General features: G+C 47.4%; 22 protein-coding genes and 1 tRNA gene. 16 read left to right on the top strand and 7 right to left on the bottom strand.

Annotated elements, in window-relative coordinates:
- Position 1: 1 nt before the first annotated feature.
- Positions 2 to 1,135, bottom strand: a complete 1,134-nt coding sequence (locus tag WF803_RS02805) for a glycosyltransferase family 4 protein (RefSeq protein WP_489611602.1) — start codon at positions 1,133 to 1,135, stop codon at positions 2 to 4.
- A gap of 122 nt (positions 1,136 to 1,257) precedes the next feature.
- Here WF803_RS02805 and WF803_RS02800 point away from each other — a divergent pair, with 122 nt between their 5' ends.
- The 10 genes from WF803_RS02800 (at position 1,258) to WF803_RS02755 (ending at position 13,062) form a co-directional block, all read left to right on the top strand.
- Positions 1,258 to 2,688, top strand: a complete 1,431-nt coding sequence (locus WF803_RS02800) for a hypothetical protein (RefSeq protein WP_489611601.1) — start codon at positions 1,258 to 1,260, stop codon at positions 2,686 to 2,688.
- Between the two features lie 94 nt (positions 2,689 to 2,782).
- The gene (locus WF803_RS02795; RefSeq protein WP_489611600.1) at positions 2,783 to 3,949 is read left to right on the top strand and encodes a nucleotide sugar dehydrogenase; all 1,167 of its coding nucleotides are present in this window, start codon (positions 2,783 to 2,785) and stop codon (positions 3,947 to 3,949) included.
- Between the two features lie 163 nt (positions 3,950 to 4,112).
- Positions 4,113 to 5,270: a glycosyltransferase gene (locus tag WF803_RS02790; protein ID WP_489611599.1), complete on the top strand. Its 1,158-nt coding sequence runs from the start codon at positions 4,113 to 4,115 to the stop codon at positions 5,268 to 5,270.
- A 16-nt stretch (positions 5,271 to 5,286) separates the two neighbouring features.
- Entirely contained in the window at positions 5,287 to 6,615 is a 1,329-nt protein-coding gene (locus WF803_RS02785) for an O-antigen ligase family protein (protein ID WP_489611598.1), read from the top strand.
- Positions 6,590 to 7,657, top strand: a complete 1,068-nt coding sequence (locus WF803_RS02780) for a hypothetical protein (protein ID WP_489611597.1) — start codon at positions 6,590 to 6,592, stop codon at positions 7,655 to 7,657. Before WF803_RS02785 ends, WF803_RS02780 begins: the two co-directional genes overlap by 26 nt.
- A gap of 11 nt (positions 7,658 to 7,668) precedes the next feature.
- A complete protein-coding gene (locus tag WF803_RS02775; RefSeq protein WP_489611596.1) occupies positions 7,669 to 8,433 on the top strand; it encodes a glycosyltransferase family 2 protein in 765 nt (254 codons plus the stop codon).
- Positions 8,434 to 8,442: 9 nt separating this feature from the next.
- A tRNA-Arg gene (locus WF803_RS02770) sits at positions 8,443 to 8,515 on the top strand.
- Positions 8,516 to 8,576: 61 nt separating this feature from the next.
- Positions 8,577 to 10,181, top strand: coding sequence for a hypothetical protein (locus WF803_RS02765; protein WP_489611595.1), 1,605 nt, complete (start codon positions 8,577 to 8,579; stop codon positions 10,179 to 10,181).
- Positions 10,182 to 10,212: 31 nt separating this feature from the next.
- Positions 10,213 to 11,571 carry a lipopolysaccharide biosynthesis protein gene (locus WF803_RS02760; RefSeq protein WP_489611594.1) on the top strand — a complete coding sequence of 453 codons (1,359 nt, stop codon included), beginning with the start codon at positions 10,213 to 10,215 and terminating at the stop codon, positions 11,569 to 11,571.
- 447 nt (positions 11,572 to 12,018) lie between these two features.
- On the top strand, positions 12,019 to 13,062 hold the full coding sequence (locus tag WF803_RS02755; RefSeq protein ID WP_489611593.1) for a 2,3-butanediol dehydrogenase: 1,044 nt from the start codon (positions 12,019 to 12,021) through the stop codon (positions 13,060 to 13,062).
- Between the two features lie 102 nt (positions 13,063 to 13,164).
- Here the strand turns inward: WF803_RS02755 and WF803_RS02750 are convergent, their stop codons facing one another.
- The 4 genes from WF803_RS02750 to WF803_RS02735 form a co-directional block, all read right to left on the bottom strand.
- Positions 13,165 to 13,500 (bottom strand): hypothetical protein, encoded by a 336-nt coding sequence (locus tag WF803_RS02750; protein ID WP_489611592.1) that lies wholly within the window; start codon positions 13,498 to 13,500, stop codon positions 13,165 to 13,167.
- A gap of 22 nt (positions 13,501 to 13,522) precedes the next feature.
- The gene (locus tag WF803_RS02745) at positions 13,523 to 14,773 is read right to left on the bottom strand and encodes an aminopeptidase (protein ID WP_489611591.1); all 1,251 of its coding nucleotides are present in this window, start codon (positions 14,771 to 14,773) and stop codon (positions 13,523 to 13,525) included.
- Between the two features lie 27 nt (positions 14,774 to 14,800).
- Positions 14,801 to 15,253, bottom strand: a complete 453-nt coding sequence (locus tag WF803_RS02740; RefSeq protein WP_489611590.1) for a flavodoxin — start codon at positions 15,251 to 15,253, stop codon at positions 14,801 to 14,803.
- A 749-nt stretch (positions 15,254 to 16,002) separates the two neighbouring features.
- Positions 16,003 to 16,707: a GntR family transcriptional regulator gene (locus WF803_RS02735; protein ID WP_489611589.1), complete on the bottom strand. Its 705-nt coding sequence runs from the start codon at positions 16,705 to 16,707 to the stop codon at positions 16,003 to 16,005.
- 208 nt (positions 16,708 to 16,915) lie between these two features.
- Here WF803_RS02735 and map point away from each other — a divergent pair, with 208 nt between their 5' ends.
- Genes map through WF803_RS02705 form a run of 6 tightly spaced genes read left to right on the top strand, consistent with a single transcriptional unit; the run spans position 16,916 to position 21,797 of the window.
- Positions 16,916 to 17,734 (top strand): type I methionyl aminopeptidase, encoded by an 819-nt coding sequence (gene map, locus WF803_RS02730; protein WP_489611882.1) that lies wholly within the window; start codon positions 16,916 to 16,918, stop codon positions 17,732 to 17,734.
- Positions 17,735 to 17,792: 58 nt separating this feature from the next.
- On the top strand, positions 17,793 to 19,148 hold the full coding sequence (locus tag WF803_RS02725; protein WP_489611588.1) for an LCP family protein: 1,356 nt from the start codon (positions 17,793 to 17,795) through the stop codon (positions 19,146 to 19,148).
- Between the two features lie 21 nt (positions 19,149 to 19,169).
- Entirely contained in the window at positions 19,170 to 19,652 is a 483-nt protein-coding gene (coaD, locus tag WF803_RS02720; protein ID WP_489611587.1) for a pantetheine-phosphate adenylyltransferase, read from the top strand.
- A 39-nt stretch (positions 19,653 to 19,691) separates the two neighbouring features.
- Positions 19,692 to 20,294: an NfeD family protein gene (locus tag WF803_RS02715; protein WP_489611586.1), complete on the top strand. Its 603-nt coding sequence runs from the start codon at positions 19,692 to 19,694 to the stop codon at positions 20,292 to 20,294.
- Positions 20,287 to 21,270 (top strand): flotillin-like protein FloA, encoded by a 984-nt coding sequence (gene floA / locus WF803_RS02710; RefSeq protein ID WP_489611585.1) that lies wholly within the window; start codon positions 20,287 to 20,289, stop codon positions 21,268 to 21,270. Before WF803_RS02715 ends, floA begins: the two co-directional genes overlap by 8 nt.
- Positions 21,270 to 21,797: a hypothetical protein gene (locus tag WF803_RS02705; RefSeq protein ID WP_489611584.1), complete on the top strand. Its 528-nt coding sequence runs from the start codon at positions 21,270 to 21,272 to the stop codon at positions 21,795 to 21,797. The genes floA and WF803_RS02705 overlap by 1 nt, the downstream gene beginning before the upstream one ends.
- Positions 21,798 to 21,885: 88 nt before the next feature.
- Here WF803_RS02705 and ppk1 read toward each other — a convergent pair whose 3' ends face one another.
- Both ppk1 and WF803_RS02695 read right to left on the bottom strand, forming a co-directional pair.
- On the bottom strand, positions 21,886 to 24,057 hold the full coding sequence (ppk1, locus tag WF803_RS02700; RefSeq protein WP_489611583.1) for a polyphosphate kinase 1: 2,172 nt from the start codon (positions 24,055 to 24,057) through the stop codon (positions 21,886 to 21,888).
- Complete coding sequence (locus tag WF803_RS02695; RefSeq protein WP_489611582.1) at positions 24,047 to 24,952, bottom strand: Ppx/GppA phosphatase family protein; 906 nt, start codon at positions 24,950 to 24,952, stop codon at positions 24,047 to 24,049. The genes ppk1 and WF803_RS02695 overlap by 11 nt, the downstream gene beginning before the upstream one ends.
- Between the last annotated feature and the right edge of the window lie 279 nt (positions 24,953 to 25,231).

Raw genomic sequence — 25,231 nt, 5'->3', positions numbered from 1 at the left:
TTTAGTCGCGGTGCTTAACTATTAGGCTTAGCACTTTTTCATAGAGTTTTTGGTAAGTTTTGGCGATGTCATCCCAATTAAATTGCTCGCTGGCGCGTAGAGCGGCTTTTGAACGTTCAGGATAGGCCTTAATAATCCTGTCTAAGTTTTCAATAAATTCGTCTTCATTCCGATAATCTGTACTTTCACCCACCGTATGATTGGGCATGAAGCTGTCAAAACCCTCACCCCGGGTGTAGATAATGGGTAGGGACTGGCTCATGGCTTCCGCATAGACGAGTCCAAAAGTTTCTCGCGATGAGATGAGAGCAAAAATGTCCATGTCCTGGTAAATCTCCACCATACCCGGTTTATTTTGCGGGCCGTGGTAGATGACGTGGTCACTCTTTTTGATCAGTTTCAGGATGCGGTCATCGTAATTGGGGCCAATAATGTGCAGTTCTGCAGGCTGCACTTTTTTATTATAGGCTTGAATATATTGAATCAGGCGGGGGATTTCTTTTTGTTTCTGTAATTTGCAGGTGCAAACGATACGGACGGGGCAATGCAGGCGAGTGCGGGGTTTTTGGGCCGCCGCTTGATGCCAGTAGTCGTGGATACCGTTAGGAATAACTTGGGCTTTTTCTTGGAAAGCTTTTTTAAAAATCGCGGGGATATAATTTTCGAGCACTTCCTGATATGTATTTCTTGAAATAAAAATGATTTGCTGGGCAGCCTTCATGATGTTAAGGCCGAGGGATCGGAGCCAGAATAATTTCTGGAAGAAGGTTCGCACATCAGCACTGCGCACGGCAACGACATAGGGAATAGCATATTTTTTATGGGCCTGGTAGGCCAGCCAGCCATTGGAAAATAAGGAATGGGCATGGATGAGATCGACCGCCTCAAAGTTGACACTGGCTTTGAGGTCATGCCAAATTTTGTAATGCTTTAAATGGAAAATATAGCGATCCATTTGCCAAAAGCAAGGATGGATGAGCGCTTCTTGGCCATAGCAGGCTAAGTCTTCTAAACAACATTCCTTGGCTACCGGCACATAAACCGTAAGATTCAAGCCAGCTGCTCTTTGACGATCGTAGAGGTTTGAGTAGAGGGCAGTGGTCGCAAAATATGAATTGATATGGAGAAGATGCATAAGTGTCCTTCCTAACGAGCTATAAATTGATAGTTGGGGCAGAAAGCCACTATTTTTCTCTCTGCATGATACAATGAAATCATAGCATACCAACAGCATGATGAAAACGGGGGGAGAAAAGCTTGCGCTATATTTATTGTTTATCAAAAGAAGCATTGGACTTAGATCGTGAGACATGCCGGCTTGGGCCTTACTATGTCTACTATGAGGTGGGGCCTGGGCGCAAGGCCCAAGCTTCGGGGCATTTTGCCGTGCTGGTTTTTGGTGATGTCTGGGATATTCAAGAAAAAACGGACGACTTAAAGCAACTGGCTCAAAAGTTAAGTCGGGAAGAACATTTGGAAGGCGTCCTCGCACGTCTGGCCACTTGGTCGGGACGTTATTTGGTATTTTTGTATCGGCAAGGGGAGCTTTGGACCTTACCCGATCCAATTAATTCCATCCCTTGCTATTATATTCCTGGCGAAGCTAAGCACTTAACCAGTAGCCAGCGTGATTCGGCCGTTCTAGCTTATGAACCGGAAAATACTGAGGCCTTAGCCATTAAAAAAGCTGCCGAAAGCCAGCAGCCCCTCCCTTATAATTTGACCTTCTACCGGCATTTAAAATTTTTACTTGGCAATGAAATGCTGAAGTGGCCGGAAGGGGAAGCTCGCCGCATCTATCCCCGTCAGCCTCTCGTGGCTTTGAGTGGCGAAGAAGTGATTGAAAAAACTATGGCAGCTCTCCTCCCGCGCTTGCAGGCAGCGGCTAAGGTTAGGGACCTAGCCTTACCCCTAACTGCTGGCGTGGACAGTCGCCTCGTCTTAGCCTTGATGAAAAAAGCTGGCCTTAAGCCGCCTGCCTATACCTTTAAGCATCAAATGAATTTGCATGCAGACGTGCGGGTGGCGCGTGAACTGAGTGTACGGTTTGCTTTCCCATATCAAATACTAGAGCGGCAAGGTCTGCCGCAAAACACCATGCGTGCCCTGCGTGAATCGATGGGGCCTTTATACAATGAACGGATTGCTGAGAACTCCTATACCTTTAGCCAATCGGATTTATCCGCCAGGCGGCCGGTACCAGGAGATATTGTGCCTTTGTTGAAGAGTAATTTCGGTCGTGACTTTCCTGAGGAGCGGGCGACAGTTTCCTATTTAAAAACAAAATTGCATAATTACCATCCCAAGGTTGATCAATACCTGGCAGCTTGGTTACGAGATATTAAACCTTACACCGAGCAAACGGGTTATTCCATTTTTGATTTGTATTTTTGGGAGCAGCGGCTGGGGCGTTGGCTTAGTAATAATATTAACCACTATGATTGGTTTGAGGATCGCTTAATGATTTTTAACTGCCGGTATTTGATGGATTTGTGGATTCGCATTCCCCGTCCCCAACGCATAAAGACGGATTGGGAAGTGGCTATGATTGATGCACTGGCTCCCGAACTCTTAAGTATACCGATTAATCCCCATGAGAAATGGCAGGACCGGCTCTTTGCCAATTCGACCCTGTATTACTGGGGCACTTATTTGAAGTACTACCTCCAGAGTCTCCGCTACCGCTAGTTTTATAAAAATTTTAAGCCGCCATAAGCGGTGTTTCCCTGCACTTTGTGATACACTTAACAATACTGAACCTTGTCAAGAAAAGAGGATTATTATGAAGATTACTGTTGTTGGGGCGGGCTATGTGGGCTTGGCTAATGCTATTCTCCTCGCCCAACATCACACGGTCACCGCCTTGGATATTAATCCCCGAGTGGTGGATATTATTAACTCCGGTCGCCCTCATATTAAGGATGAGGAAATGACGCACATGATGGCCCAAGAGGACTTGGCCTTGCGGGCGACGACCGATCCTAAGGAAGCCTATGCTGAGCCGGACTGGATCATTATTGCTGCTCCGACGAATTATGATGATGAGACCAATTCTTTTGACACGAGCGCCGTGGAAGCTGTCTTAGCGGATATTTTCGCACGGGACTTAACCTGCCCTATTGTATTAAAATCCACGGTTCCGGTTGGCTACACAGCCAAATTGCGCAAACAGTGGCAAACAGACCGCGTTTTGTTTTCGCCCGAATTCTTGCGTGAAGGGCGGGCCCTTTACGACAATCTCTACCCTTCCCGTATTATTGTCGGCGATACGACAGCCACGGCCCAAGCCTTTGCCGATTTACTCGCGGAAGGGGCGAAGAAGGAAGATGTCGATATCTTACTGATGGAAGCTACAGAGGCGGAAGCGGTGAAATTATTTGCCAATACCTACCTCGCCTTGCGGGTAGCCTTCATGAATGAATTAGACACCTATGCCGAAGTGCGGGGTTTGAACGCCAAGGCGATTATTGAAGGGATTGGCCTCGATCCCCGGATTGGCACGCATTACAATAACCCATCCTTTGGCTATGGGGGCTATTGCCTGCCCAAGGATACCAAGCAATTGCTCGCTAATTTCCGGGATGTGCCCAATAATATTATTCGGGCGATTGTTGACGCCAACCGGACGCGGAAGGAATTTATTGCCAGCTCTATTTTGAAAAAACGGCCTAAGATTGTTGGGGTTTATCGCCTCACGATGAAGCAAGATTCAGATAATTTCCGGCAGTCCGCCATTCAAGATGTCATGAAAATTCTTCGCGGCGAAGGCTTAGAAGTGATTGTCTACGAGCCTACTTGGCAAAGTCCGGAGTTTATGGGCTACCGGGTGAATAATGATCTCGCCCAATTTAAGGCGGAGAGTGATCTTATCATCACCAATCGCCATGCTAAGGATCTCGCAGATGTCAAGGATAAAGTTTATACGCGGGATATTTTCCACGAAAATTAAACACCAGCCACCGCAGAACAGCTTTGCTCTTTTGCGGTGTTTTTTCTTGCTAGCTTTTAAGCGCTTTTTACGCTTTTCCGCTTGACAATTAACATATTTTTAAGGTCTTTTTCAATTGGGCATGGTACAATAGGCTAGAAAATTACTATGGGGAGGGGAGACCATGCCATTTAAGAAGCGTCGAATTTTACAAGTCATGAGTGGCTACGGAGGAGGCATTAGCGCCTTCTTAGAAAACAAGGCCCGCGCCTTAAAAACCAGTGACCTCGTATTTGACGTGGTGACATTTGATACTTGTCCGGCAAGTTTTACCTCCGCGATTGAAGGTATGGGCGGGCAAGTTTACCAACTCCCCAATCCCAAGCAGGCGGGCTGGCGTCGCTTTTTTTCCGCCTATCATGATGTTTACGCGGCCCACTCTTATGATGTGGTCCACTGCCACATTGCAGGTTATCGCATGCTGGTGCATTGGCTGATGGCCAAGCGGCAAGGGGTGCCCGCTTTCTATGTTCATGCGCACACCGCTTACGTGAACCTGTCGGCCTATCGTTTGCGTCATTTAGGTTTGTGGCTGGATCAGTGGCTGAACCGCTCTTTGAGCCAGCGGCCGGTGGGTTGTAGTACGGAAGCTCTGGCCACTATTTTTGGTGCGAGCTTTAAGCGCGACGAGAGTGTCTTAATTCCTAATAGTATTGCGGTTAGGGATTTTTCTCTCACACCTAGCGCCCAGGCGGAAGCCGCCAAACTTGCCCGCCAGCAATTCCAACTGCCAGTGGGGAAAAAATTAATTGCCCACATTGGCCGCTTGAAAACCGTAAAAAATCACCGTTTAACCTTCCAAGTGGCTAAGGCAGCTAAACAAGCGAACCTGCCCTGGCATTTTCTTGTGGTAGGGGAGGGTCCTTTAGCCGAAACGTTAAGCCAGCAGCTAAAGGACGAAGGGCTCAGTGCTTATGTGACCCTCTTGGGGCGGGTGGAGCCGATCGCTTCTTTATACCCGGCTCTTGATACAATCATCATGCCGTCCTTGGCAGAGGGCTTGCCGACGGTAGCGGTTGAAGCCCAGGCGAGTGGTGTGCCCGTCGTCTTATCGGATGTGATCACTAGGGAAGTGGATCTCGGCTTAGGGCTTTTAACCTACCAGTCCCTTGACGCTTCGCCTGCCGCTTGGTTACAGGCCCTGGAAGCAAGCTTAACACAGGCTACTGTGCCAGCGGCCGACCGCTTAGAAGCCCTCGATGCGAAGAAATTTAGTAATGAAGCGTCGGCTGAACTCTACCGTCGCTTTCTTAAAGGTGAACTGAGGAGTTACCAATGGTAGAAGTGGGGGTGAGACTTTGCTGATTTACTTAATTTTACTGGTGATGAGTGTATTTTTAGGGACAGAATTTTTAGCGGTACAGACCCCCATCGCCCAATTAACCCTCTACCGGGTTTTAGCGCTTCTACTGCCGGTGGTATTAGTCATTGAATTGGCCTTCAGGCGCCGGGAATTGACCTGGCGCTTTGATCAATATGCCGGCTATGCAGCGGGGGCTGATGCCTTCTGGTGGCTTTGGGCCCTGCTTTCGGGACTTTGGGCTTTGGATATGAAGCATTGGCTGCAAGCTATATTTTTATTGACGCTTGGGGTTTTTAGTGTTTGGGCCCTCTATTTACTGGTCAACCGCTGGCAGGTTTGGCGCCAGCTGGCCACTGCCATGTGGCTTTCCATGAGTGGCCTCTTGGCACTGGGTTATGTGGAAATTTTAACCAATCACTATTTTTTTGCTGATATGAGCAAGTTGGATAAGCTCGGCACCTTTGCTAGCCAGCCCTTGACCCGTATTCCCATCACTATTTTTGCCAATCAAAATGATTATGGCATTATGCTGGTGGCTTATCTGGCCTTAAGTGTGTGTATGTTTTACTTATTTCGGACGCCTTGGGGGAAAATTGCCAGCCTCGGAGCGCTACCAGCGACGTTTTTCCTGGTCTTAAGGACGGGCAGCCGTATGGCCGTTTTGGCTAGCTTGATTTTTGCGGTAATCTACCTCCTGACGGCTTTCCGCTGGGATTTGACCCATCAGCAATGGTGGCTGGTCGTTATTTTAGGGAGCTTAGCCATCGTGGCGGCGGTGGTTTTAGTGCCGCCGATTGCCCGTAAGCTGCTGAGCTTGTTTGACCAGGCCTTCCGCGGCCGTTTGAGTGGGGACACCGTCCGCTTGAATTTGATGCGGGAAGGCCTCGTCTTCCTCGCTGAGACCTTTGGCTTAGGGGTCGGGGCGGGGAATATTGAAGTGTGGATGGAGCGCTACCGTGAGTTACGCACCAATGGGATTGTGAATATCCATCACTGGTGGCTGGAGATTTTGGTGGGCTATGGCATTCCGGTTTTTCTAGCCTATACGTCCGCCTACCTCTTCCTCCTCTACCGCCTGTTAGTGCGCCGGCTGACTTTAGCGGGTCCCAAGCGAGCCATCGCTTGCAGTTTGGCAGCCTTTATGGTGGCCTTCATTCCCGCCAGTACCACCAGTGCCAATAATTTGCTGATTGAATGGCATTGGGTATTTTTTGGCCTGTTGATTGCCTTTGTGAAATTATTAGAGCAGGACGAGCGGCAGCACAAGAGACAAAAGGGCCGCTTAGAAAGGGAGCAAGATGAGTTTATCCATATTATTGAGTGAGCTTTGGCGCTTTGTGCGCGAGCATGTGCTGGCCTTATTGGCTGGGACCTTAATCATTGCTATTTTAGTGACGGGGGCAGGCTATTTGCACAAGCAGAAAACGGCTGACCAGTTGTTGAATGACACAAGTCAAGCGAGCCCCGAAGAAATTAAGGCGGCGGCCGACTATTTAGAAAAAGCCTATGAGACGGAGCCAGTTTCCTTCCGTTTTGTTGCCATGCAAAAAGACGGCAATCAATTTATGAATTCCTTCGTGTTTGATGAATACTTCCGCAGCAAGGAGGAACGAGCCAAGCTAGCCCAAAAGACGGGTGTGGACTTGGAAAAATGGTACCAGTCAGAATGCCAACTGGGCATTGATCAGACGAGTGAATTCCGCGGTGGCTTGGCCGGTATTCGCGATATGTCTTCTGGCGTGGTGACCATGCGTGTCCAAGTCGGCCAATCGGAAGAGGAAAACATGAAGGTTGCCGAGGCCATGTTTGAGGAGATTAAAAACCAAACTCCAGCCTTTGCTAAGGACTTTGACATGACCTTGTTAGAAGCTCCGACGATGGAAAACTTCCTTACCGAGGATGACCAGCGTTTAGTGTCTGGTCCAAAAACTCTGAGTGAGTACGTGGGCTTAAACCAGCGTCCCCTTTTAGTCTACGCCTTCTTGGGTGCTTTTCTAGGTGTCTTTGCGACGGCCTTTGTTTTATTCCTGTGGCAATGGCAGCAAGGGAAAGTACGCTATGCCTTTGATTATAGTTGGGCCTTGCCGATGCTTCATTTCCTCATTAACCAAAAACGGGAGACAGCTGAGGCAGAGCTCCGGCAGGCGGCCACTTTACCGGCGCAAAAACGGCTCATATTACGGCAAGCAGGGGAGCCAATTTTCTCGGAGCAAGAAACGCACGCACAATGTGAGGCCTTGCCTGAGGACTTAAAGGAACTGGTCATTTGGATCGATGCTGGCCAAACGGATAAGGCCTGGTTGCAGCAGCAATTCCAAGTAGCCAAGCTCTGGGGTGGCCCACTGAAGGTCATTCATGTCTACTAAGAAGGGATAAGATGAAGAAAAGAATTCCAGGTTTAGTGTCCATTGTGACCCCTGTTTACCAGGCCGAGAAATTTTTACCCGCCACTTTAGCGGCTGTAAAGGCGCAGACCTACACCGATTGGGAGTGGCTCTTAGTGGATGATGCCAGCCCTGATCAGTCAAAAGCCTTGCTTAATAAGGCGGCCGCAGCCGATGAGCGGTTAAAAGTCTTGACCCATGAAAAAAATCAAGGGGCGGCGGTGGCGAGAAATACTGGCCTAGCAGCAGCTCGGGGCCAGTATGTGGCCTTTGTGGATAGTGATGATTTGTGGGACTCGGAAAAATTGGCCCGGCAACTGGCCTTTATGCAGGAGCAAAATTTGGCCTTTACCTATACCAATTTTTCCTTAATCAGTGAGGCGGGCGAAATGCTGAAAGAGCGTGTCAGCTTGCCCAAGCAATTGACTTACAGCGGCTTGCTGAAAAATACGGCGATCGCTTGTTCCACGGTGGTGATTGATGTGAGCTTGCTGGGGGACTTTCGGATGCCTTTGGTTCGGAAGGGCCAAGATACGGCGACCTGGCTGATGCTGATGCGGGAGCGGGGCGTGACAGCTTACTTGCTGGATGAGGTATTGAATCATTACCGGCAAGTGCAAGGCTCTGTTTCCAGCAATAAGTTTAAGGCGCTTAAGCGTACCTGGCACACTTACCGGCAATTAGAAGGCTTGTCTTGGCCGGTTGCAGCCTATAATTTTCTCTGTTATGCTTTTAATGCTTTGAAGCGTCGGCTATAATAGACGTATGGCCCCGTAGCTCAGTGGATAGAGCAATCGTTTCCTAAACGATGTGTCGGAAGTTCGACTCTTCTCGGGGCTGTTTTTCTTTCTAAATTTAAACTGGACGACCCTCTGGCGAGCCAGTTCGAGGAGTGATGATGATGTGGGAACGTCAGCACCTGAAGGGCAGTAGCCTGTTAATGGGCTTGGCCCTCTTAGTTTTGGCCTTTGCTTTTTCTTTATTACTGAGGAGTAATCCCTGGTCGCAGGTTTTGCCAGGCCATGATAGCAGTATGTTTATTTACATGGGCCGCGAATGGGTGCAAGGCGGGGTCCCATATTTGTCCTTTACCGACCACAAAGGTCCCAGTATTATGCTGGTAAATGCCTTGGGCTGGCTTTTGCCCCATGTGCAACGCTTTGGGGGCATTTGGTGGGTGGAAGTTGCCTCCCTCTTTTTTTATGCGCTGTGGGGCTTTAAAACCCTTCGCCTATTTTTAGATCGCAGTAAAAGCTTCCTTGTCGTGGTCCTAAGCTTTCTTTTGTTGGCCTGGCTACTGTCAGGAGGGAATATTACGGAAATTTATGCCCTGCCGATGATCATGGGGGCTCTGTGCCTTTACTTTAGCTATTTTAAGCGGGGGTATTTGCGTTTTAGCGAGTATTTTTTCCTGGGCTTGGGTGGGGCTTTTACCTTCAATTTGCGCGCCAATATGATAGTGAGCTGGCTACCTTTGCTGGGCTTTTTCTTCGTTGCTTGGCTATATTATAAAGACTGGTCAGCTTTAAAGCAGGGCTTATTCGGCATCTTTATGGGTATTTTCGCTTATGTCTTGCCCTGGGTGGCCTACTTAGCTTATGAGGGAGCCTTAGGGGAGATGCTTTACTTCTCTATCACTTTCAATTGGCTCTATGTCAGTGCAGGGCATGTGAACCGCTGGGCCGTTTTTTTGGACTGGTTAGCTACGCCTTTTGGCAAACGCAGTGTCATGTGCTTGCTATTAGGCCTGACTGGGGGCGTCTTTTCGTTTTTAACCCAGCCAGAAAAGCCTAGGCATTTCTATATTAGCTTGGGCTTTTTCCTGTCATTGGCTTTGACCTTTTTTTCAACTTTTTTATCGGGGCGTTTGTATGCCCATTACTTCATTCCGCTCGTGCCTTATCTTTTGGTGCTTTTGGGTGACTTCCTCCGGCCTTTTGAGGGGCGGCCTTGGGCTTGGCTCATCAATTGTGGCCTCTGGGCAGGGGCGCTTTACTTTTGCTGGCCGCAAGGTCAAGTCTTATATAATGAACTCTACCTGATTAATGCGGATACGCCTGTGCCTCAGTTAGTGGCAGGCGCTCGAAACAGCCAGCCTAAGCAGGACAACTATCCTTCTAGGCAATTGGAAAAGCGTGCACTAAAGCTACGTTTACAAGTTGCTAATAATGAGAAAATTGGGCGTCTGATGAATCAGAAGAATCGGCCAGAGGATACCATTTATGTTCATCGTCGCGGTGGGGCGCTTTATTTGATGCGTAACTATCATGCTCCTGGGCGTTATTTTAATTTACCGGCCATGGATTTGCGCCAAGATCGCTCGCTGAATGAGGAATTTATCAAAAGTTTTCAGGCGCACCCGCCTAAGTTACTCATTTTTGAAGATAAATTCTTAAAGGATGCCAGCAAAGATGGCCCGTTGGAACAATTCCTGCGCCAGGAAAGCAAAACCCACTATAAAAAATTACAGAAAATTGGACCGGAAGTTGTTTTTGAGCATTTGTAAGTTGTCACCCTAAATTAATGGAGAGAGTGCTTTGAATCTACTAAAAAATATTATTCGCGTGGCCATTACCAATATTGTTGGTTTTGGCACGAGCTTTATTATTAATTTTTTACTGCCGATGATTTTAACGGTGGCGGATTACGGTCGCTATAAGCAATATGTTCTCTACATTAGCTTAACTTATCTCTTTAATTGCGGCTTTAATGATGGAATCTATATCAAATATGGCGGCCAGCGGGAGGAGGATATTGATACCAAAACACTCCAAGAAGAGCATCAATTTGTTTTGGCCTTTCAATTCTTGGTTTTAGTCTTGATGCTGGGCTACGCTTACCTTGTCAGTAATTTGATCATTGCCCTTTTTGCCGTGACAGCTTTCTTCGATGCCATTAATGTTTTCCACCAAAATTACCTGCAGGCGACTGGGCAATTTGCCTTGTATACGCGGGGGAGCATTAGTCGGAGTGTTTTCTATGTGCTCATTTTACTGGTGGCCGTTTTTATTCGCCATACGGACTACTACGTGACTTATATTTTGCTAAATATTTGTAGTTACTTGTTTTTGACCCTTTATTTTGAATGGCATTTTCTCAGGAATTTCGGCTTAACGCCTTCTCTCCATCCTAAAGACCACTGGCCCTTGTTTCGGGTGGGGATCTTCATTCTTTTAGCGAATATGTCTCTCACCTTTGTGGGAAACGTGGGCAACTGGGTGGTGAAATGGTGCTATGGACTTGAAAACTTTGCCTTTTATAATTTTCAGAACTCGATCTTGAATGTGATTCTTCTGATTGTGAATGCCGTGGGGATGGTGTTTTACAATGTCATTTCCAAGCGGCATGACCGACAAATTTTAAATGTCATCAAGCGTGCCTGCCTGCTATTGGGGGTGGGTAGTGGCTTAGCTTTCTTTGTTTTTCGGCTGATCATTCAAGAATTTCTGCCGAAATTCGAGGCGTCCATTGAACTTTTAGCGATTACTTTTATCAGCATTCCCTACATTATGCTCTCTAGGATTTTAATTGCGAATCTCTATAAATCCACCGTGTCCGAACGCCGATACTTCCGAGATAGTGTCATCTACGTCCTCTCGGCCTTTACCTTTGTGTTTTTGGCCAACGGACTGCTGAAGAGCATGCTGTCGGTGGCGGTTGCGACAACCATGGCTTATGTAGCCTGGTTCCTCTATGCCTCGCAGCTTAAATTCCCTAACTTAAAAGGCTCCGGTAAGGAAGCCTTTCTCCTGATTAGTCATGCGGTTTGCTTTATTTTATGTGCAAACTTTTTACCTAATCTCATGGGGGCCGGCCTCTACCTCGGCTATTTAGCTGTGATCGCTTATGTCTACCGTGACTGGCTACTGGGCATGCAGGCCCTCTTAGCTGATTAAAATTTTTGGGGCTTTTGAATTAAGTCAATTTCAATAGTAAAAGGCATAAAAAAAGCTTTGATTTATCAGAATTTTGATCGCTTCGGCTATGATCAGCATTCGAGCTAAGGAGGTCTTTTAAAGCACGTTAAACCGTAGCAATGGCTTAAAAAATTGCTGCGGTTTTATATTCAGAAACGATGTTTTTCCCAGGCCTTTTTATTTTTAGGCTTTTGTAAAATTAAGGAAGGCGCTTACTATAGCGTTTCTGCGTTTATTTATTTTATTTACGCAAATATTGAGTCTCTGAAAGCTTGTGAATACACGGTTTCTTAGCGGTTAGTTATTGTTACCCTTATCAAAAACATGCTTACTTATTGAAAGCGATTAATGCATTGGCAGAACAAGAATTTGACAGGGTGATTTTTCTCCGCTAAGCTTTAGATAACGCTTAAATTAGAAAGGAAAATGACCATGAAAGCTGCCCAATTTTTTGACCGCAAGGACATTCGTGTGGTGGACATCGATGAGCCGCAAATTTCAGAAAAACAGCAGGTTAAGATTGCTGTGAAGTATGCTGGGATTTGCGGGAGTGATTTGCATGAGTACTTAGGCGGACCTATTTTTGTGCCTGCTGATGAGCCGCACCCTTATTCCGGTGTGAAGGCTCCGCTCACCATGGGCCATGAATTTTCGGGTGAAGTGGTGGAAGTCGGTGAAGGGGTCACCAGCGTTAAAGTCGGTGATCCGGTCACGGTTGAGCCGATTTTAGCAAAAGACGGCCTACAAGGGGACTATAACTTGGATCCTCATTTAGGTTTCGTTGGCTTGGCGTCTAACGGGGCTTTTACGGAATATGTGGTGGTTGATGAAGACCAAGTGCATATTCTTCCTGAGGGGATTGATTTTGAGCAGGGTGCTTTGACTGAACCTGCGGCGGTTGCCTTGTATGCTGTCAGAAACAGTGCCCTTAAAGCAGGGGACACAGCGGCAGTCTTTGGCTGTGGGCCGATTGGCTTATTGACGATCGATGCCTTGAAAGCTGCGGGAGCGACCGATATTTATGCGGTAGAACTCTCCAAAGAACGCCAGGAAAAAGCTGAAGAATTGGGTGCCATTATTGTGGATCCTAATGAAGGTGATCCGGTAGAAAAAATCCACGACTTAGCAGGCGGACCGGTGGACTTCTCCTTTGAAGTGACGGGGGTGCCCGTGGTGCTCCAACAAGCGCTCGATGCCATTAAAAATGGGGGCGAGTGTGTGGTGATCAGTATCTGGGAGACTGGTGCTGAAATTAAGCCCAATGAATTAGTCATCAAGGAGAAAACGATGAAGGGAATTATTGCTTACCGGCATATTTTCCCCGAAGTGTTGAAATTGATGCAGGCGGGCTACTTCCAAAAAGAAGACTTCGTCACTGCCCATATCAAAGTGGAAGATATTGTGGAAAAAGGCTTTGAAGCCTTAGCCCATGAGAAAAAGCAAGTTAAAATTATGGTAGAACCGAAGTAAATTTAAGCGAAGCGTTTGGGATGCGCGCTAAGGTTAAGCACTCAGAAATATTCTGGGTGCTTTTTGCATATAAAAAACCCCCAGCCAAAGCCGGGGGAAAAGTTAGGAGCGCTCTTCCAATTCATCGAGGCGTTCCTCTAATTCTTCTGTTTTTTCTTCAAGTTTTTCAATCGTTTTATTTTGTTCTTTGATTTGCTCAGTGACCTCCTCAAAATTGGAAGTTTGGGGGAGGTCATTTCGGGGGGCAAATTCGATAATGGCATAGGCAAAACCGAAAATAGCTAGCAAGGCCAAGATGACATAAAACCAATTGAGCTTGGGGGAACCTTGGTCGAGCTGTTCAAGGGCTTCGTCGACATCGAAATCTTTGAGGTTAATGTCGTCGCGTTCAAGCAAGCGACGGATAATTTGTCGCTGGCGTTCTTCTTTTTTTGTCATCTCTACCTCCTTGGCTCAAAAACTAGTCTTGGGGTGTTGCCCATTCTCCTTGGCGGAAGATCGGTACTTCTTGGCCATCTGCCGTGATCCCGTCAATATCCATTTCGGCTGAACCAATCATGAAGTCGACGTGAACGTTGCTGACGTTTAAGCCAATTTCCCTAAGCTCTTCATCGGAGAGGTCTTTAGCCCCTTCCACCGTGAAAGGATAAGCCGCCCCAATCGCAATATGGCAGGAGGCATTCTCGTCGAAGAGGGTGCTGTAGAACGTGATATTGCTTTGGGAAATGGGGGAGCTGTGGGGCACGAGGGCAACTTCACCGAGGCCTGTCCCACCTTCATTATCAAAGACTAATTTCTTCATGATGTCGCCACCTTTTTCGGCGTCAATATCGGTAATTTTGCCATCCTTGAAGTGGATTTCGATGCCTTCAATCAAATTACCAGCGTAAGCCAGTGGCTTGGTTGAGCGGACGACACCGTCAAGCTGGCGCGTGTCGGGGGCGGTGAAGACTTCTTCGGTCGGCATGTTCGCAATGAAGGCATCGCCATTGGTGGCAATACTTTCTGCGGAAGTCCAGATATGGCCCTTAGGCAAGCCAATCGTCATATCCGTGCCAGGGGCTTTATAGTGCAAGGCTTTGAATTGTTTTTTATTCAAGTACTCGGCATGCGTGGCGAGGTTATCGCGGTGCTCATTCCAAGCTTCCACTGGGTCATCAGCATAAACGCGGCAGGTTTTAAAGATTTCTTCCCATAATTTGTCAACGCAGGCTTCCTTGTCATCAGCCAGATCTGGGAAGATGTGGCGGGCCCAATTATAGCTAGCTGCTGCTGCCAAGGTCCATTTCACGTCATTTTTCATGGTGGCTTCCCGGCGAATCTTCAAGGCTTCACTGATGGCTTTGGTGACGGTTTGAATTTTTTCAGTAGGAATGCCGTCTAAGGTGTTAGGATCTTGCGACACAATTGACAAGCGGGAAACTTTCTCTTCACCGATTAAGAGTTTTTCCTTCTCGATCGCCCAGTCGGGGACATGGGCGAGGTCTTCGGTAGCCATGTATTCATAATTGAGGCGGCCAAAGCGTTCGTTGGTCCAAGTGAAGTAAACTTTTTTAGCGCCGGCCTTGTAAGCTTCTTCGGCAAGCAATTCACCGAAAGTGTCTTGAGCCGTTTCGATGTAGATCATGACATTGTCGCCGTCTTTGACATTGATACCCTTCTTAATGAGTAGTTCCGCATATTTTTGCAGTAATTCATCAAAATTTTCCATGAAACAATCTCCTCCAACTTTCATGTTTTATTGATTATGGTAAGCGTCCAAGCATTCCTTGGCTAATTTTTCGATCGCTACGATATCGTCTTCTTCCGCGTCAAGGTCGACTTTGACTGCTTCACCAGCTTGGCGAGCGTGAGTTTTTTTAAATTGCTCGGTAAAGTCATCGACAGATTGGCAGAATTTTTCATAAAATAAGTCTCCTGAACCGAGTGTGGCAAAAATTTTACCGGTCAAATCTTCCTCGCCTAATTCCTCATAGAAATCAACAATTTCATCAGGTAAGTCGGCGTCTGTCCCGTACGTGTAGGTCGCAACGACGCAAATATCGGCATCTTGGAAGTCTTCTGCATAAGCCTCCGTACATTCCTTGACATCAACTTCCACACCTTGATCTTCCAAGGCACTTGCCATAATATCAGCGATTTCTTCCGTATTACCTGTCAGGCTAGCATAAACGACTAGCGCTTTGGGCATAGGGCATCCCTCCAGTCTCTTAATTTATTTTTAGTATAGCACGAAAGCGATTTTCTCGCATACAAAGGGTGTGAAGGCCGGCCAAAAGGAGGACGTTATGTCATAAAGGCAGGTTCGCACTTTTAGTGCGGTTCTGACTTTAGTGCATAACGCACGCCTCCTTTTAGGCCTGAGCCCAACTACAAAGGGTGTGAAGCTTGAGACCATGCTACGCCGTCTCATCGTCATTATCCTCCAGTGGTCCCGCCTGCTTATCGAGCTTCGCCTTCTTTAGTCCGGCTCAGCTCGGCAGGCTGGGCTCCACTTCGAACAATGACTTGAGACCATGCTACGCCGTCTCATCGTCATTGTCCTCCAGTGATCCTGCCTGCTTATCGAGCTTCGCCTTCTTTAGTCCGGCTCAGCTCGGCAGGCTGGGCTCCACTTCGAACAATGACTTGAGACCATGCTACGCCGTCTCATCGTCATTGTCCTCCAGTGATCCTGCCTGCTTATCGAGCTTCGCCTTCTTTAGTCCGGCTCAGCTCAGCAGGCTGGGCTCCACTTCGAACAATGACTTGAGACCATGCTACGCCGTCTCAGCGTCATTGTCCTCCAGTGGTCCTGCCTGCTTATCGAGCTTCGCCTTCTTTAGTCCGGCTCAGCTCGGCAGGCTGGGCTCCACTTCGAACAATGACTTGAGACCATGCTACGCCGTCTCAGCGTCATTGTCCTCCAGTGGTCCTGCCTGCTTATCGAGCTTCGCCTTCTTACCTTAACTCATAAGTGTTAAATTTATAAAACTCATCATGAACTTGGGGAGGTAGCCATTCGATGGCGTTTCGGATGAGCATTTCGCTTAAGACGCGGGAGTCATTGAAACGGTTATGGCTGATGAGGTGGGTGATATTTTCAACATACATGTAAATCCAAATTTGCGAGGCCTTGAAGGCGTTGGGGCCTTCTTTTAGGGCCTGTTTAATGGCTTCAATAAGGGTTTGGGTGGCTTTGAGACATTCGTCTTCTAAAAAAGGCTGCTGGGCGAGGCGCAACATGAGGGCCAAGATCTCCAGTAGCTGATGATAGAAGTATTCTTCTTCGCCATCTTCAAAAGCTTGCTTGAGCTTTTTCGTGTGGCTTTCTAGAGGATTTTTAATAATGCGTCCATCGGCCTCGTGTTTTACCATGCGGTCGAGGAGGCGGTACCAAAGGATGAGAGCATAACGAATGCGTAAGGGGAGCAAATGCTTCTCATCGGGAATTGTTTTGACAAAATAACCGCGATAGGGGCGGGCAATGATGAGACCTTCCTTCTCCAGAACGTCTAGGGCACTCCGAATGGGACTGCGGCTCATCATGAGCTTATCCGAAATATCACTCTCAACAATATGATGCTTGACGGCCCACTGTTGATTAATAATTTGATCCTTAATATACAGGTAGGCCACCTGCTCAAATTTTTGCGTCTTTGCCATTAAACTTGCGTTCTCCTCTCTTCAAGTAATGGGATTAGTCATTGAGTTTATTTTCTATTAAAATATGAAAATTGTCAATTTTTCGCTAAGCTTGCCAAACTTCCTTGTTAAGCGTATCTTATGCGCTTAAAGTACGTTATAATAATATTGATACGCATGCAAAATTTGCATAAAATTAACAAATAAAATAATAATGGAGGGATTACTTGTGATTACCATTAAATCACCACGAGAAATAGCGGGCATGGAGCGGGCCGGCCGCTTGTTGGCCGACATTTTGGAATCTTTACGCCCGCACATGAAACCTGGCATTACGACTGGTGAGATTGATCGGATGGTTGAAAAGAAGATCCGTGCTGCGGGGGCTATTCCGGAAGAGGTTGATTTTGAAGGCTATCCCTTTGCGACTTGTACTTCCGTTAACGATGAAATTTGCCACGGCTTCCCTTCGGATGATCGCGTGCTAAAAAATGGTGATATCTGTGCGGTCGATACGGTGCTATCGATTGATGGCTACTTTTCCGACTCTTGCACGACTTTTGCTATTGGTGAAGTGGATCCTAAGATTGCGAAATTGATGGCTGTTACGAAGAAAGCCTTATATTTAGGTATTGAGCAATGCGTGCCCGGTAATCGTATTGGGGACATTGGCCATGCCATTCAAACCTATGTTGAAGGGGAAGGCTTCTCCGTCGTGCGGGAATTTGTGGGCCACGGGATCCAACCGACTATGCATGAAGATCCTGCGGTGCCCCATTATGGGAAAGCCGGCCGGGGCCAACGCTTGCGGGAAGGCATGACGATTACGATTGAGCCGATGGTGAATACGGGCGCTTGGCAGTCTAAGATGGATAGCAATGGCTGGACAGCTCGTACCATTGATGGCGGCTTTAGTGCCCAATATGAGCATACAATTGTGATCACCGCTAAGGAACCTAAAATCCTTACCATGCAACAGCCTTTCCCTGGAGATGAAAAACTAAATCTTCTTGATTTAGCGATTGATTTTAATCGACCCAAAGCCTAGTTAAGACGATTCATCGGCTTGTATAACCCCCCGAGTTTAAGATAGAGAAGGAAGCCACATGACTGAAAAGAAAGCAAAAGCAGGAAAAGAAAAACGACAGCTCTTCAAGGAAAAGCAGGTGACAGAGAAAAAAGGTTGCCGACGCTTTTTCAAAGTGTTTTTAGTTGGGCTGGGTTTGCTGGTCGTGCTTTTGCTGGGGCTAGGCGTTTGGGCCTACCACTATTTCGGTCAGAGTGTGTATGAAGAAGTGCAATATGAGCGGAAACGCCATCCAGACGAAGCTTTGGAAAATCGGCAGTCCGTGTCTATTTTATTAACCGGCCTGGATAAAGGGGCCCTGTTTTATAAAGACGTGAAGGATGGGCGGACCGACGTGATGATGCTGATGACGATTGATCCCAAAAAGGAACGCACCGTCCTCACCAGTATTCCTCGCGACGCTTTGGGGCCCATGGATACCACCAATGATTTCGATAAATTAAACCACGCCTACATGAAGTATGGTATTAGCGGTACCTTAAACTCCTTGCAACGTTATTTGGATTTACCAATTGATTACTATGTGAATGTGGACATGCAAGGCTTTATCGATATTATTGACGGCATGGGCGGCATCGAAATTACGCCCACGCAGACTTTTACCCAAAATGGCGTTCATTTTGACAAGGGCAAGCGTCGGAAATTATCGGGCGTCGAAGCGATTCACTATGTCCGCATGCGCAAGAAGGATCCAGAAGGGGACATCGGCCGGCAGAAACGCCAGCAGCAAATGGTGGAAGCGGTCGCCGACAAGGTGCTCAGTTTAGATACCATCACGAATTTAGATGAAATTACGAAAAAACTTGGGGCTAGCGTGAAAACGAATCTGTCCATTGGTGATATGTATGTCCTCCAGAGCAACTATCTGGCTGCTTTAAAAAATATTCAAAAATTGGTGGTCTCAGATATTCAAGATCTTAATCTGAGCTTTGGGTATTATATGCTGGTCAAAGAAAAAGGCCGGCGTGAATTAGCCAATGCCTTGCGGCAAAATTTAGGGCTCGGGCCTACCCAATCAACGATTCTCTATCCGATTGAATATGGGGTCGATAATTTATACCTCAACGTCAAAGATCAAAATGGCGACGGCTTAATCAATTCGAGTGATATGCTGGTGCCAGCGGGCGTGTATACCGCTAAGGATTTGAAGGCGAAATTAAAAGCCAAGGAAGCCGATTTTAACGGCGAATTGGTGCCGGAAGAAGGGCAGAAGGTGCTGGCTGACTTATTGAAACACCAGGATAAAAACCCCGGTAAAGGCGCGGGTGCTAAGCAACCCATTGTTAATGATAACGCTAAGGACGCTCCCAAAAGGAACAAAAAGAAAGCTAGCAAGCAGGAAAAGACGGAAAATGAGGAAAAACTGGTAAAATAGAAGGTAAGGAGATTCAGTAGCATGGCAGGACTTTGTGGCCTATATGCAGGCAGCTTTGACCCCATTACCCTGGGACACTATGATGTGATTTTACGGACGAGCCGGCTTTTTGACCAGGTTGTGGTCGCGGTGGCCCAAAATACCAGCAAAGCCTACCTCCTGAGTCCCGAAGAACGCTTAGCCTTAACCCAGGAGGTTGTTGCTCCCCTGCCCAATGTCCAAGTGCAAGCCCTGCCGGCAGGGCTCACGGTGACTTTAGCCCAGGAAGTGGGGGCCCAGGTTTTAATTCGTGGTATTCGCAATGAAGCGGACTTCACTTATGAAGCGAGTATGGCTTGGCTCAATCGAACCCAAGCCCCTGAATTGGAAACAGTTTTCTTTTGCCCGCAGGAGAAGTACCAATACCTCTCGTCCAGTTTGGTGCGTGAAATTGCCCGCCATGGCGGGGACTTAGCGGGCCTAGTTCCGAAAGCGGTGCTGAAGGCTTTAGAAGCGAAATTTTGATTGTAGTCGGCTGGCTTAAAATTTTAGGGAGGTGATGGCATGTTGACACTACTTTTAGCCTTGAGCTTACTCCTGCTCTTTTTAGCGATTCGTGGCCGGCATTCCGGTGTTTTTGCGGGCTTAGGCTTGGGCTGTCTTGTCCTTTATATGACTTTGATGCCTGAGGCTGGCGCCTTGGCTCGTTTTGTTTTTGCGGCTGGTTGCTTACTCTTAGGCTTAGAATTACTCCTACCAACGCTCGGCCTACTAGGGCTTTTAGGGCTCGGCGTGCTCTACTACGGCCTAGTGCTTGTTGGCTTTTCCTGGCCGGTGGCGGCGGTGGGCTTACTGTTTGGCTTGCTACTGAGTGGGAACTTACTGCTTTTACTTTTCAGCTTAAATCGCCGTTATCGTTGGTTTCGCCCTTGGATTTTAAATAACGAGTTGACTCGGGACCGCGGCTTCCAGTCGAATAATGAGGAGCCTTCCCTATTAGGTCGGGTGGGCACGACACTCACCCCTTTGCGGCCGGTGGGTAAGGTGCAACTCCAAAACGGGGAAGTTGTGCAAGTCATGAGTGACCATGAAGTGATCGATAGTGGGGAAAGAGTCGAGATTTTTACCAGTAAAAATGGCCAATGGAGGGTAAGACGTTATGAATAATATCAGTTGGACGATTGTGCTCGTTGTTATTTTAGTTGCTATCAGTATTTTCTTCACTTTTGTTCCAGTGGGCCTTTGGGTAACGGCCTATTTCTCCGGCGTAAAAGTAGGGGTCGGCGACTTGATTGGCATGCGTTTGCGGCGGGTCAATCCGACATCGATTATTCGCCCCCTCATTAAAGCCACGAAAGCTGGCCTGCAGATTAATATTAATGACCTCGAAGCTCACTACCTAGCCGGTGGTGATATTAATCAGGTGATCGATGCCTTAATTGCCGCTCAGCGGGCAGACATTGATTTGGAATTTGAACAAGCGGCTGCCATCGACTTGGCGGGCCGGGAAGTGTTTGAAGCAGTGCAAGTGTCCGTCAACCCGAAAGTCATTGAAACACCGATTATTGCGGCGGTTGCCCGGAATGGGATCGAAGTCCAAACCAAGGCCAAAGTTACCGTGCGAGCTAATATTGAACGCCTCGTCGGCGGGGCGGGGGAAAAGACCATTATTGCTCGCGTTGGCGAAGGGATTGTGACGACCGTCGGGAGCTCGGAATCCCACAAGGACGTGCTGGAGAATCCTGATGCCATTTCTGAAACGATTTTGAAGAAGGGCCTAGATACTGGGACGGCCTATGAAATCCTCTCGATTGATATTGCGGATGTTGATGTCGGTCGAAATATCGGGGCTAAATTACAAGCGGAACAGGCAGAAGCAGATAAACGCATCGCCCAAGCCAAGGCCGAGGAACGCCGGGCAATGGCGGTGGCTAATGAGCAAGAAAACATTGCCAAGACCCAAGAAATGCGGGCCGCCGTGGTGAAGGCAGAGTCAGAAGTCCCTCTCGCCCTAGCGGAAGCCTTGCGCGCCGGTCATCTGGGCGTGATGGATTACTACCGGATGAAAAATATTGACGCCGATACCAGCATGCGGCAAGCCCTCGGTGGGGAAGATGAGGTTGGCCAAGGAGCTGAGGATTAATGGCAGGCTTTGATTGGCTGGAGACCCTCCTGGAGATCATTTTAGCCTTTAGTGACGAAGTCCAGCAGGCCGACGAAACAGGTGAGTTTGATTTTTCCACGCTGAGAAAAATTGTCGATAAATACCGGCCTGGCCAGCCCAAACGCCGTCTTGCGATGCCCAAAGCAGCGGCCGATGCCAAGAAGGCTGCCGAGGCCAAGAAGGCTAAGGAAAGAAAGCAAGCGGAAGAAAAAACGGTAGCCAGTAGCGAAGAAGAACAAACAGAAGTTGACCAGCCTAATAAAAAAACACCCGCTCCTAAAAAAGAGCGTGGCATTGGAGATCGAGCGGATGATTTTGCGGAAGCTGTGGCCGCCTTCGAACAGGAGTTGGATGCTTTGAGCCTGCCCCCTGAAAAAGCAGTACCTCCCCAAGAACTTAAGGCCAAAAGTCTTCAAAAACACCGGCACAAAAAAACCCAGCTCAAACGAAAAAACCTGCGGCAAGGTGTCTTAATGCAGGCAATATTAAAACGGCCTTGGTCATAATTTTAAGAGCAGTCCCCGTCTGTTGGCGGGGACTTTTTATGAGGAAAAGGGCAGAAAAAACGGCTAGGAAGCTAGCCGTTTGCCCTTGTTATTGGAGTTCTCGTTGGAAGAAAAGCTTCAGGCGGTGGAGGAAATTTTTATCCTCTGCCTGTGCCTTCCGGAAGGCTTGTTCTTTTTGACGGGCTTCTTCAACAAAGTAATCTTGTACGATAAAATGCTGGTTGTCCTCCAGATGGTGATAGTGCCCCGCACTGTCCATAACCCGGCCTTTGAGATCATCGGCCCATTCCTTCTCCAGGTAAGTTCTTAAATCAGCCTTTAAAGTAGGATCAAGAATGGGCGTGGCCACTTCCACCCGGCGTTCCATATTGCGCGTCATTAAGTCTGCCGAGGTGATGTAGATCTTCTCCTCTTCGCCGCGGCCAAAGAGGTAAATGCGTGGATGTTCGAGGAATTTCCCAACGATACTGTGAATTTCAATATTTTCGGTTTCACCAGGAATACCTGGAAGCAGGCAAGTGATGCCACGAATAAGCATTTTTATTGTCACGCCGGCACAGGAAGCGTCGCGGAGCTTTTTAATGATATCCTTGTCGGTTAGTGAATTCATTTTTAGGAAGAGGTAGCCCTCTTCTTTTTTAGCCATCTCCCGCTCAATTAAAGCGATAATTTTGGGCTTAATCCCAGTTGGGGACTGGAGGAGATGCTGGTATTGGCCGTCAATATTTTCCGTACTCAAGTTATTGAAAAACGCGATGGCGTCTTGGCCAATAGCAGGATTGGTGGTCAAGAGGCAGAGATCCGTATAAAGCTTGGCTGTTTTTTCGTTATAATTTCCGGTGCCAATTTGCGTGATGGTTTTAATTTGCCCGCCTTTTTTATAGGTGATCAGGCAAATTTTGGAATGGACTTTATACGTTTCATAGCCGTAAATGATTTGACAGCCGGAATGGTAAAGTAATTTCGCGGCTTCAATATTATGGGCCTCATCGAAGCGAGCCTTAAGTTCCATCAGTACCACCACTTCCTTGCCGTTTTCCGCAGCGGTGATCAAATGTTTCACCAGTTCGGAATTGTGGGCCAGGCGGTAGATGGTAATTTTAATGGCGTAGACTTTCTTGGAATGCGCGGCGGCTTCAATGAGTTTCAAAAAAGCTGAAATATCCTGGTAGGGATAGGAGAGGAGGACATCTTTTTGCTCGAGTTGCTTGACCATGGGCGTTTGACTTAATTCAAAGGGATGATGGGCCGGGACATGTTGGCCGTAGAATAAATTTCCGTAACAGGTGTGCTCTAATTCGTCCTCTATGGCGAAAATATGGGCTAATTTCAAAGGACTCGCCATGGCAAAGCATTGCTCAGGGGCTAATTTCAATTTCTCCTGTAGAAATTTCTGCATGGCCTCACTCATGGGGTGTAAGGATTCCAGGCGAACTGGGTCCAAGCGCTTGCGTTTTTTGAGAATCTTTGCCATATATTCCGGGTAATCCTCTTCCTCATTGACTGCTTCATCACCGGCAACGAGGTCTTGATTGCGGGTAATATTAATAATGGAGCAGCTCAATACCTGGTAATTGTCGAAAATATCAGCGATAAAATGCTGAACAATATCTTCCATGAGGACAAATTTGAAGCCTTGGTCAGCTGTTAGCTCGGCTTGAGGCAGGATTTTACTGGCTCCCTGTGGCGGCACAAGTTTCACATAGGCGGGCAGGCGAGCGGGGATCGGTACCATGCCGAAACACTTGTTGCCATTTTTTTCTAATTCAACACAGATATAGAGTTGATCATTTTCTAAAAATGGGAAGGGCAGGTAGAAATCAATCAGCTGCGGTGAGAGGATAGGTTGGATATTGTCGCGGAAATAATGGCGGAGAAATTCTTCCTCAGCAGGGTCCAGCTGGTTCATGTCGGCATGAGTGATATTTTTGCTGGCCAATTCTTCCTTTAAATGAAAGTAGATGGCATCCTTTTTCTGGTAGAGGCGCTTCGTTTCCTTAAAAATAAGTTGAAGCTGCTCGCTGGGGCTGAGGTGGGTTTTGGTACAAATCATCTCATCACCAATGAGCAGGTAGTCGGTCAAACGGCCCACGCGGACCATGAAAAATTCGGTTAAATTAGAGACAAAAATAGAAATAAATTTCACGCGCTCTAAAGGAGGAACGAGGTCATCAGCCGCTTCCTCCAAGACGCGTTCGTTAAAGCGGAGCCAGGAAAGCTCGCGATTCTGCATATACACATAAGGTTTTTTATTTGGCACGGTTTTCCTCCAATTTCCAATTAAGGTAGCCCTCGCGGATGCCTGAATCAGCAATGTGAATTTTTTCAGCTGAAAATTGCTTCATGATGGTGGTTAAAATGCCTAAAGCGGGTCCCACGGTGTGCACCCGAGAAGCCTTGGCTTTGAGAAGTTTTTTAACTGTTGTTGGGTCATTTTTCGTGAGTTTTTTCTTCAACTCCTCTAACGCCTGTAAGGATAAAGGGTCTTCTTCCTTATAATTAGGAAAGTATTCACTTGCGAGCGCGCGAATGGCACGAATACTGCCGCCAATACCGGTGATTTCTGGATAACTTGTTGGCGATTTTGGCAGGGCATCTAAGGCTTTCTGGAAGGTGGCTTCGATGGCTTTCATTTCTTTTTTCGTGGGAATAATAGCGGCGACATATTGACTGAAAAGAGACAGGGAGCCGTGGTTCAGGCTGTGGGCCGCTTTAATTTCTTGGTTTTCATAAAATAAAAGCTCCGTACTGGCCCCGCCGATGTCAATATTAATCCCACGTTCTAAGGCAAAGCCACTGACGAGGCCTTTGTAGCCGAGGTTGGCTTCCTTCTCGCCCGAGATAATATCAATATCGATATTCGTCGCCGCCTTCACCTGGTCTAGGATTTCCGCTTGGTTTTTAGCTTTCCTTAGAGCGGCCGTCGCAAAGGCGTAGATCTTAATATCAGGGAAGTTCAGGATAATTTCATTAAAATCATTGAGAATCCTGATTAATTTTTTCATCCCTTTTTTCGTTAATTTTTTATCCTCAATATCATTGTTTAAACCTGCTGTATTTTTTTCACTGAGCATGGTTTTAATTTTCTGGTTCTCGACTTTGTAAATCACTAGCCGAACTGAGTTCGACCCAATATCTATCACAGCATATTTCATAGCAACACCTCACGATTTATTATATCGATGCATTGTAAGATTTATGTAAAGGCAATTTGAAGAAATTGAAAAAAGGGTGCGAAGCTTGATAGCAGGCGGAATCACTGGAACTTCCTTGGGGTTCTGACTTTAGTACATAACGTATCCCTGCTTCTAGGGCAGAGCTTAAACTAGACTTGAGACCATGCTGCGCTGTCTCTTCGCCTTCGGAATTGAGTTCGCCATCGCCACAAACTTGCGTTACTTTTTAAGACGAACCTGGCCATAGTTAGAACCGCC

Source organism: Aerococcus sp. BD502 (genome assembly GCF_057919555.1).
This window is presented reverse-complemented; position numbering and strand designations above follow the sequence as displayed.

What these genes read in the sequence shown, in the direction of transcription:
- WF803_RS02805 (WP_489611602.1), bottom strand. Translation starts at nt 1,135, where the DNA reads ATGCATCTTCTCCATATCAATTCATATTTTGCGACCACTGCCCTCTAC.
- WF803_RS02795 (WP_489611600.1), top strand. Translation starts at nt 2,783, where the DNA reads ATGAAGATTACTGTTGTTGGGGCGGGCTATGTGGGCTTGGCTAATGCT.
- WF803_RS02790 (WP_489611599.1), top strand. Translation starts at nt 4,113, where the DNA reads ATGCCATTTAAGAAGCGTCGAATTTTACAAGTCATGAGTGGCTACGGA.
- WF803_RS02780 (WP_489611597.1), top strand. Translation starts at nt 6,590, where the DNA reads ATGAGTTTATCCATATTATTGAGTGAGCTTTGGCGCTTTGTGCGCGAG.
- WF803_RS02775 (WP_489611596.1), top strand. Translation starts at nt 7,669, where the DNA reads ATGAAGAAAAGAATTCCAGGTTTAGTGTCCATTGTGACCCCTGTTTAC.
- WF803_RS02765 (WP_489611595.1), top strand. Translation starts at nt 8,577, where the DNA reads ATGTGGGAACGTCAGCACCTGAAGGGCAGTAGCCTGTTAATGGGCTTG.
- WF803_RS02755 (WP_489611593.1), top strand. Translation starts at nt 12,019, where the DNA reads ATGACCATGAAAGCTGCCCAATTTTTTGACCGCAAGGACATTCGTGTG.
- WF803_RS02750 (WP_489611592.1), bottom strand. Translation starts at nt 13,500, where the DNA reads ATGACAAAAAAAGAAGAACGCCAGCGACAAATTATCCGTCGCTTGCTT.
- WF803_RS02745 (WP_489611591.1), bottom strand. Translation starts at nt 14,773, where the DNA reads ATGGAAAATTTTGATGAATTACTGCAAAAATATGCGGAACTACTCATT.
- WF803_RS02740 (WP_489611590.1), bottom strand. Translation starts at nt 15,253, where the DNA reads ATGCCCAAAGCGCTAGTCGTTTATGCTAGCCTGACAGGTAATACGGAA.
- WF803_RS02735 (WP_489611589.1), bottom strand. Translation starts at nt 16,707, where the DNA reads ATGGCAAAGACGCAAAAATTTGAGCAGGTGGCCTACCTGTATATTAAG.
- WF803_RS02725 (WP_489611588.1), top strand. Translation starts at nt 17,793, where the DNA reads ATGACTGAAAAGAAAGCAAAAGCAGGAAAAGAAAAACGACAGCTCTTC.
- coaD (WP_489611587.1), top strand. Translation starts at nt 19,170, where the DNA reads ATGGCAGGACTTTGTGGCCTATATGCAGGCAGCTTTGACCCCATTACC.
- WF803_RS02715 (WP_489611586.1), top strand. Translation starts at nt 19,692, where the DNA reads ATGTTGACACTACTTTTAGCCTTGAGCTTACTCCTGCTCTTTTTAGCG.
- floA (WP_489611585.1), top strand. Translation starts at nt 20,287, where the DNA reads ATGAATAATATCAGTTGGACGATTGTGCTCGTTGTTATTTTAGTTGCT.
- WF803_RS02705 (WP_489611584.1), top strand. Translation starts at nt 21,270, where the DNA reads ATGGCAGGCTTTGATTGGCTGGAGACCCTCCTGGAGATCATTTTAGCC.
- WF803_RS02695 (WP_489611582.1), bottom strand. Translation starts at nt 24,952, where the DNA reads ATGAAATATGCTGTGATAGATATTGGGTCGAACTCAGTTCGGCTAGTG.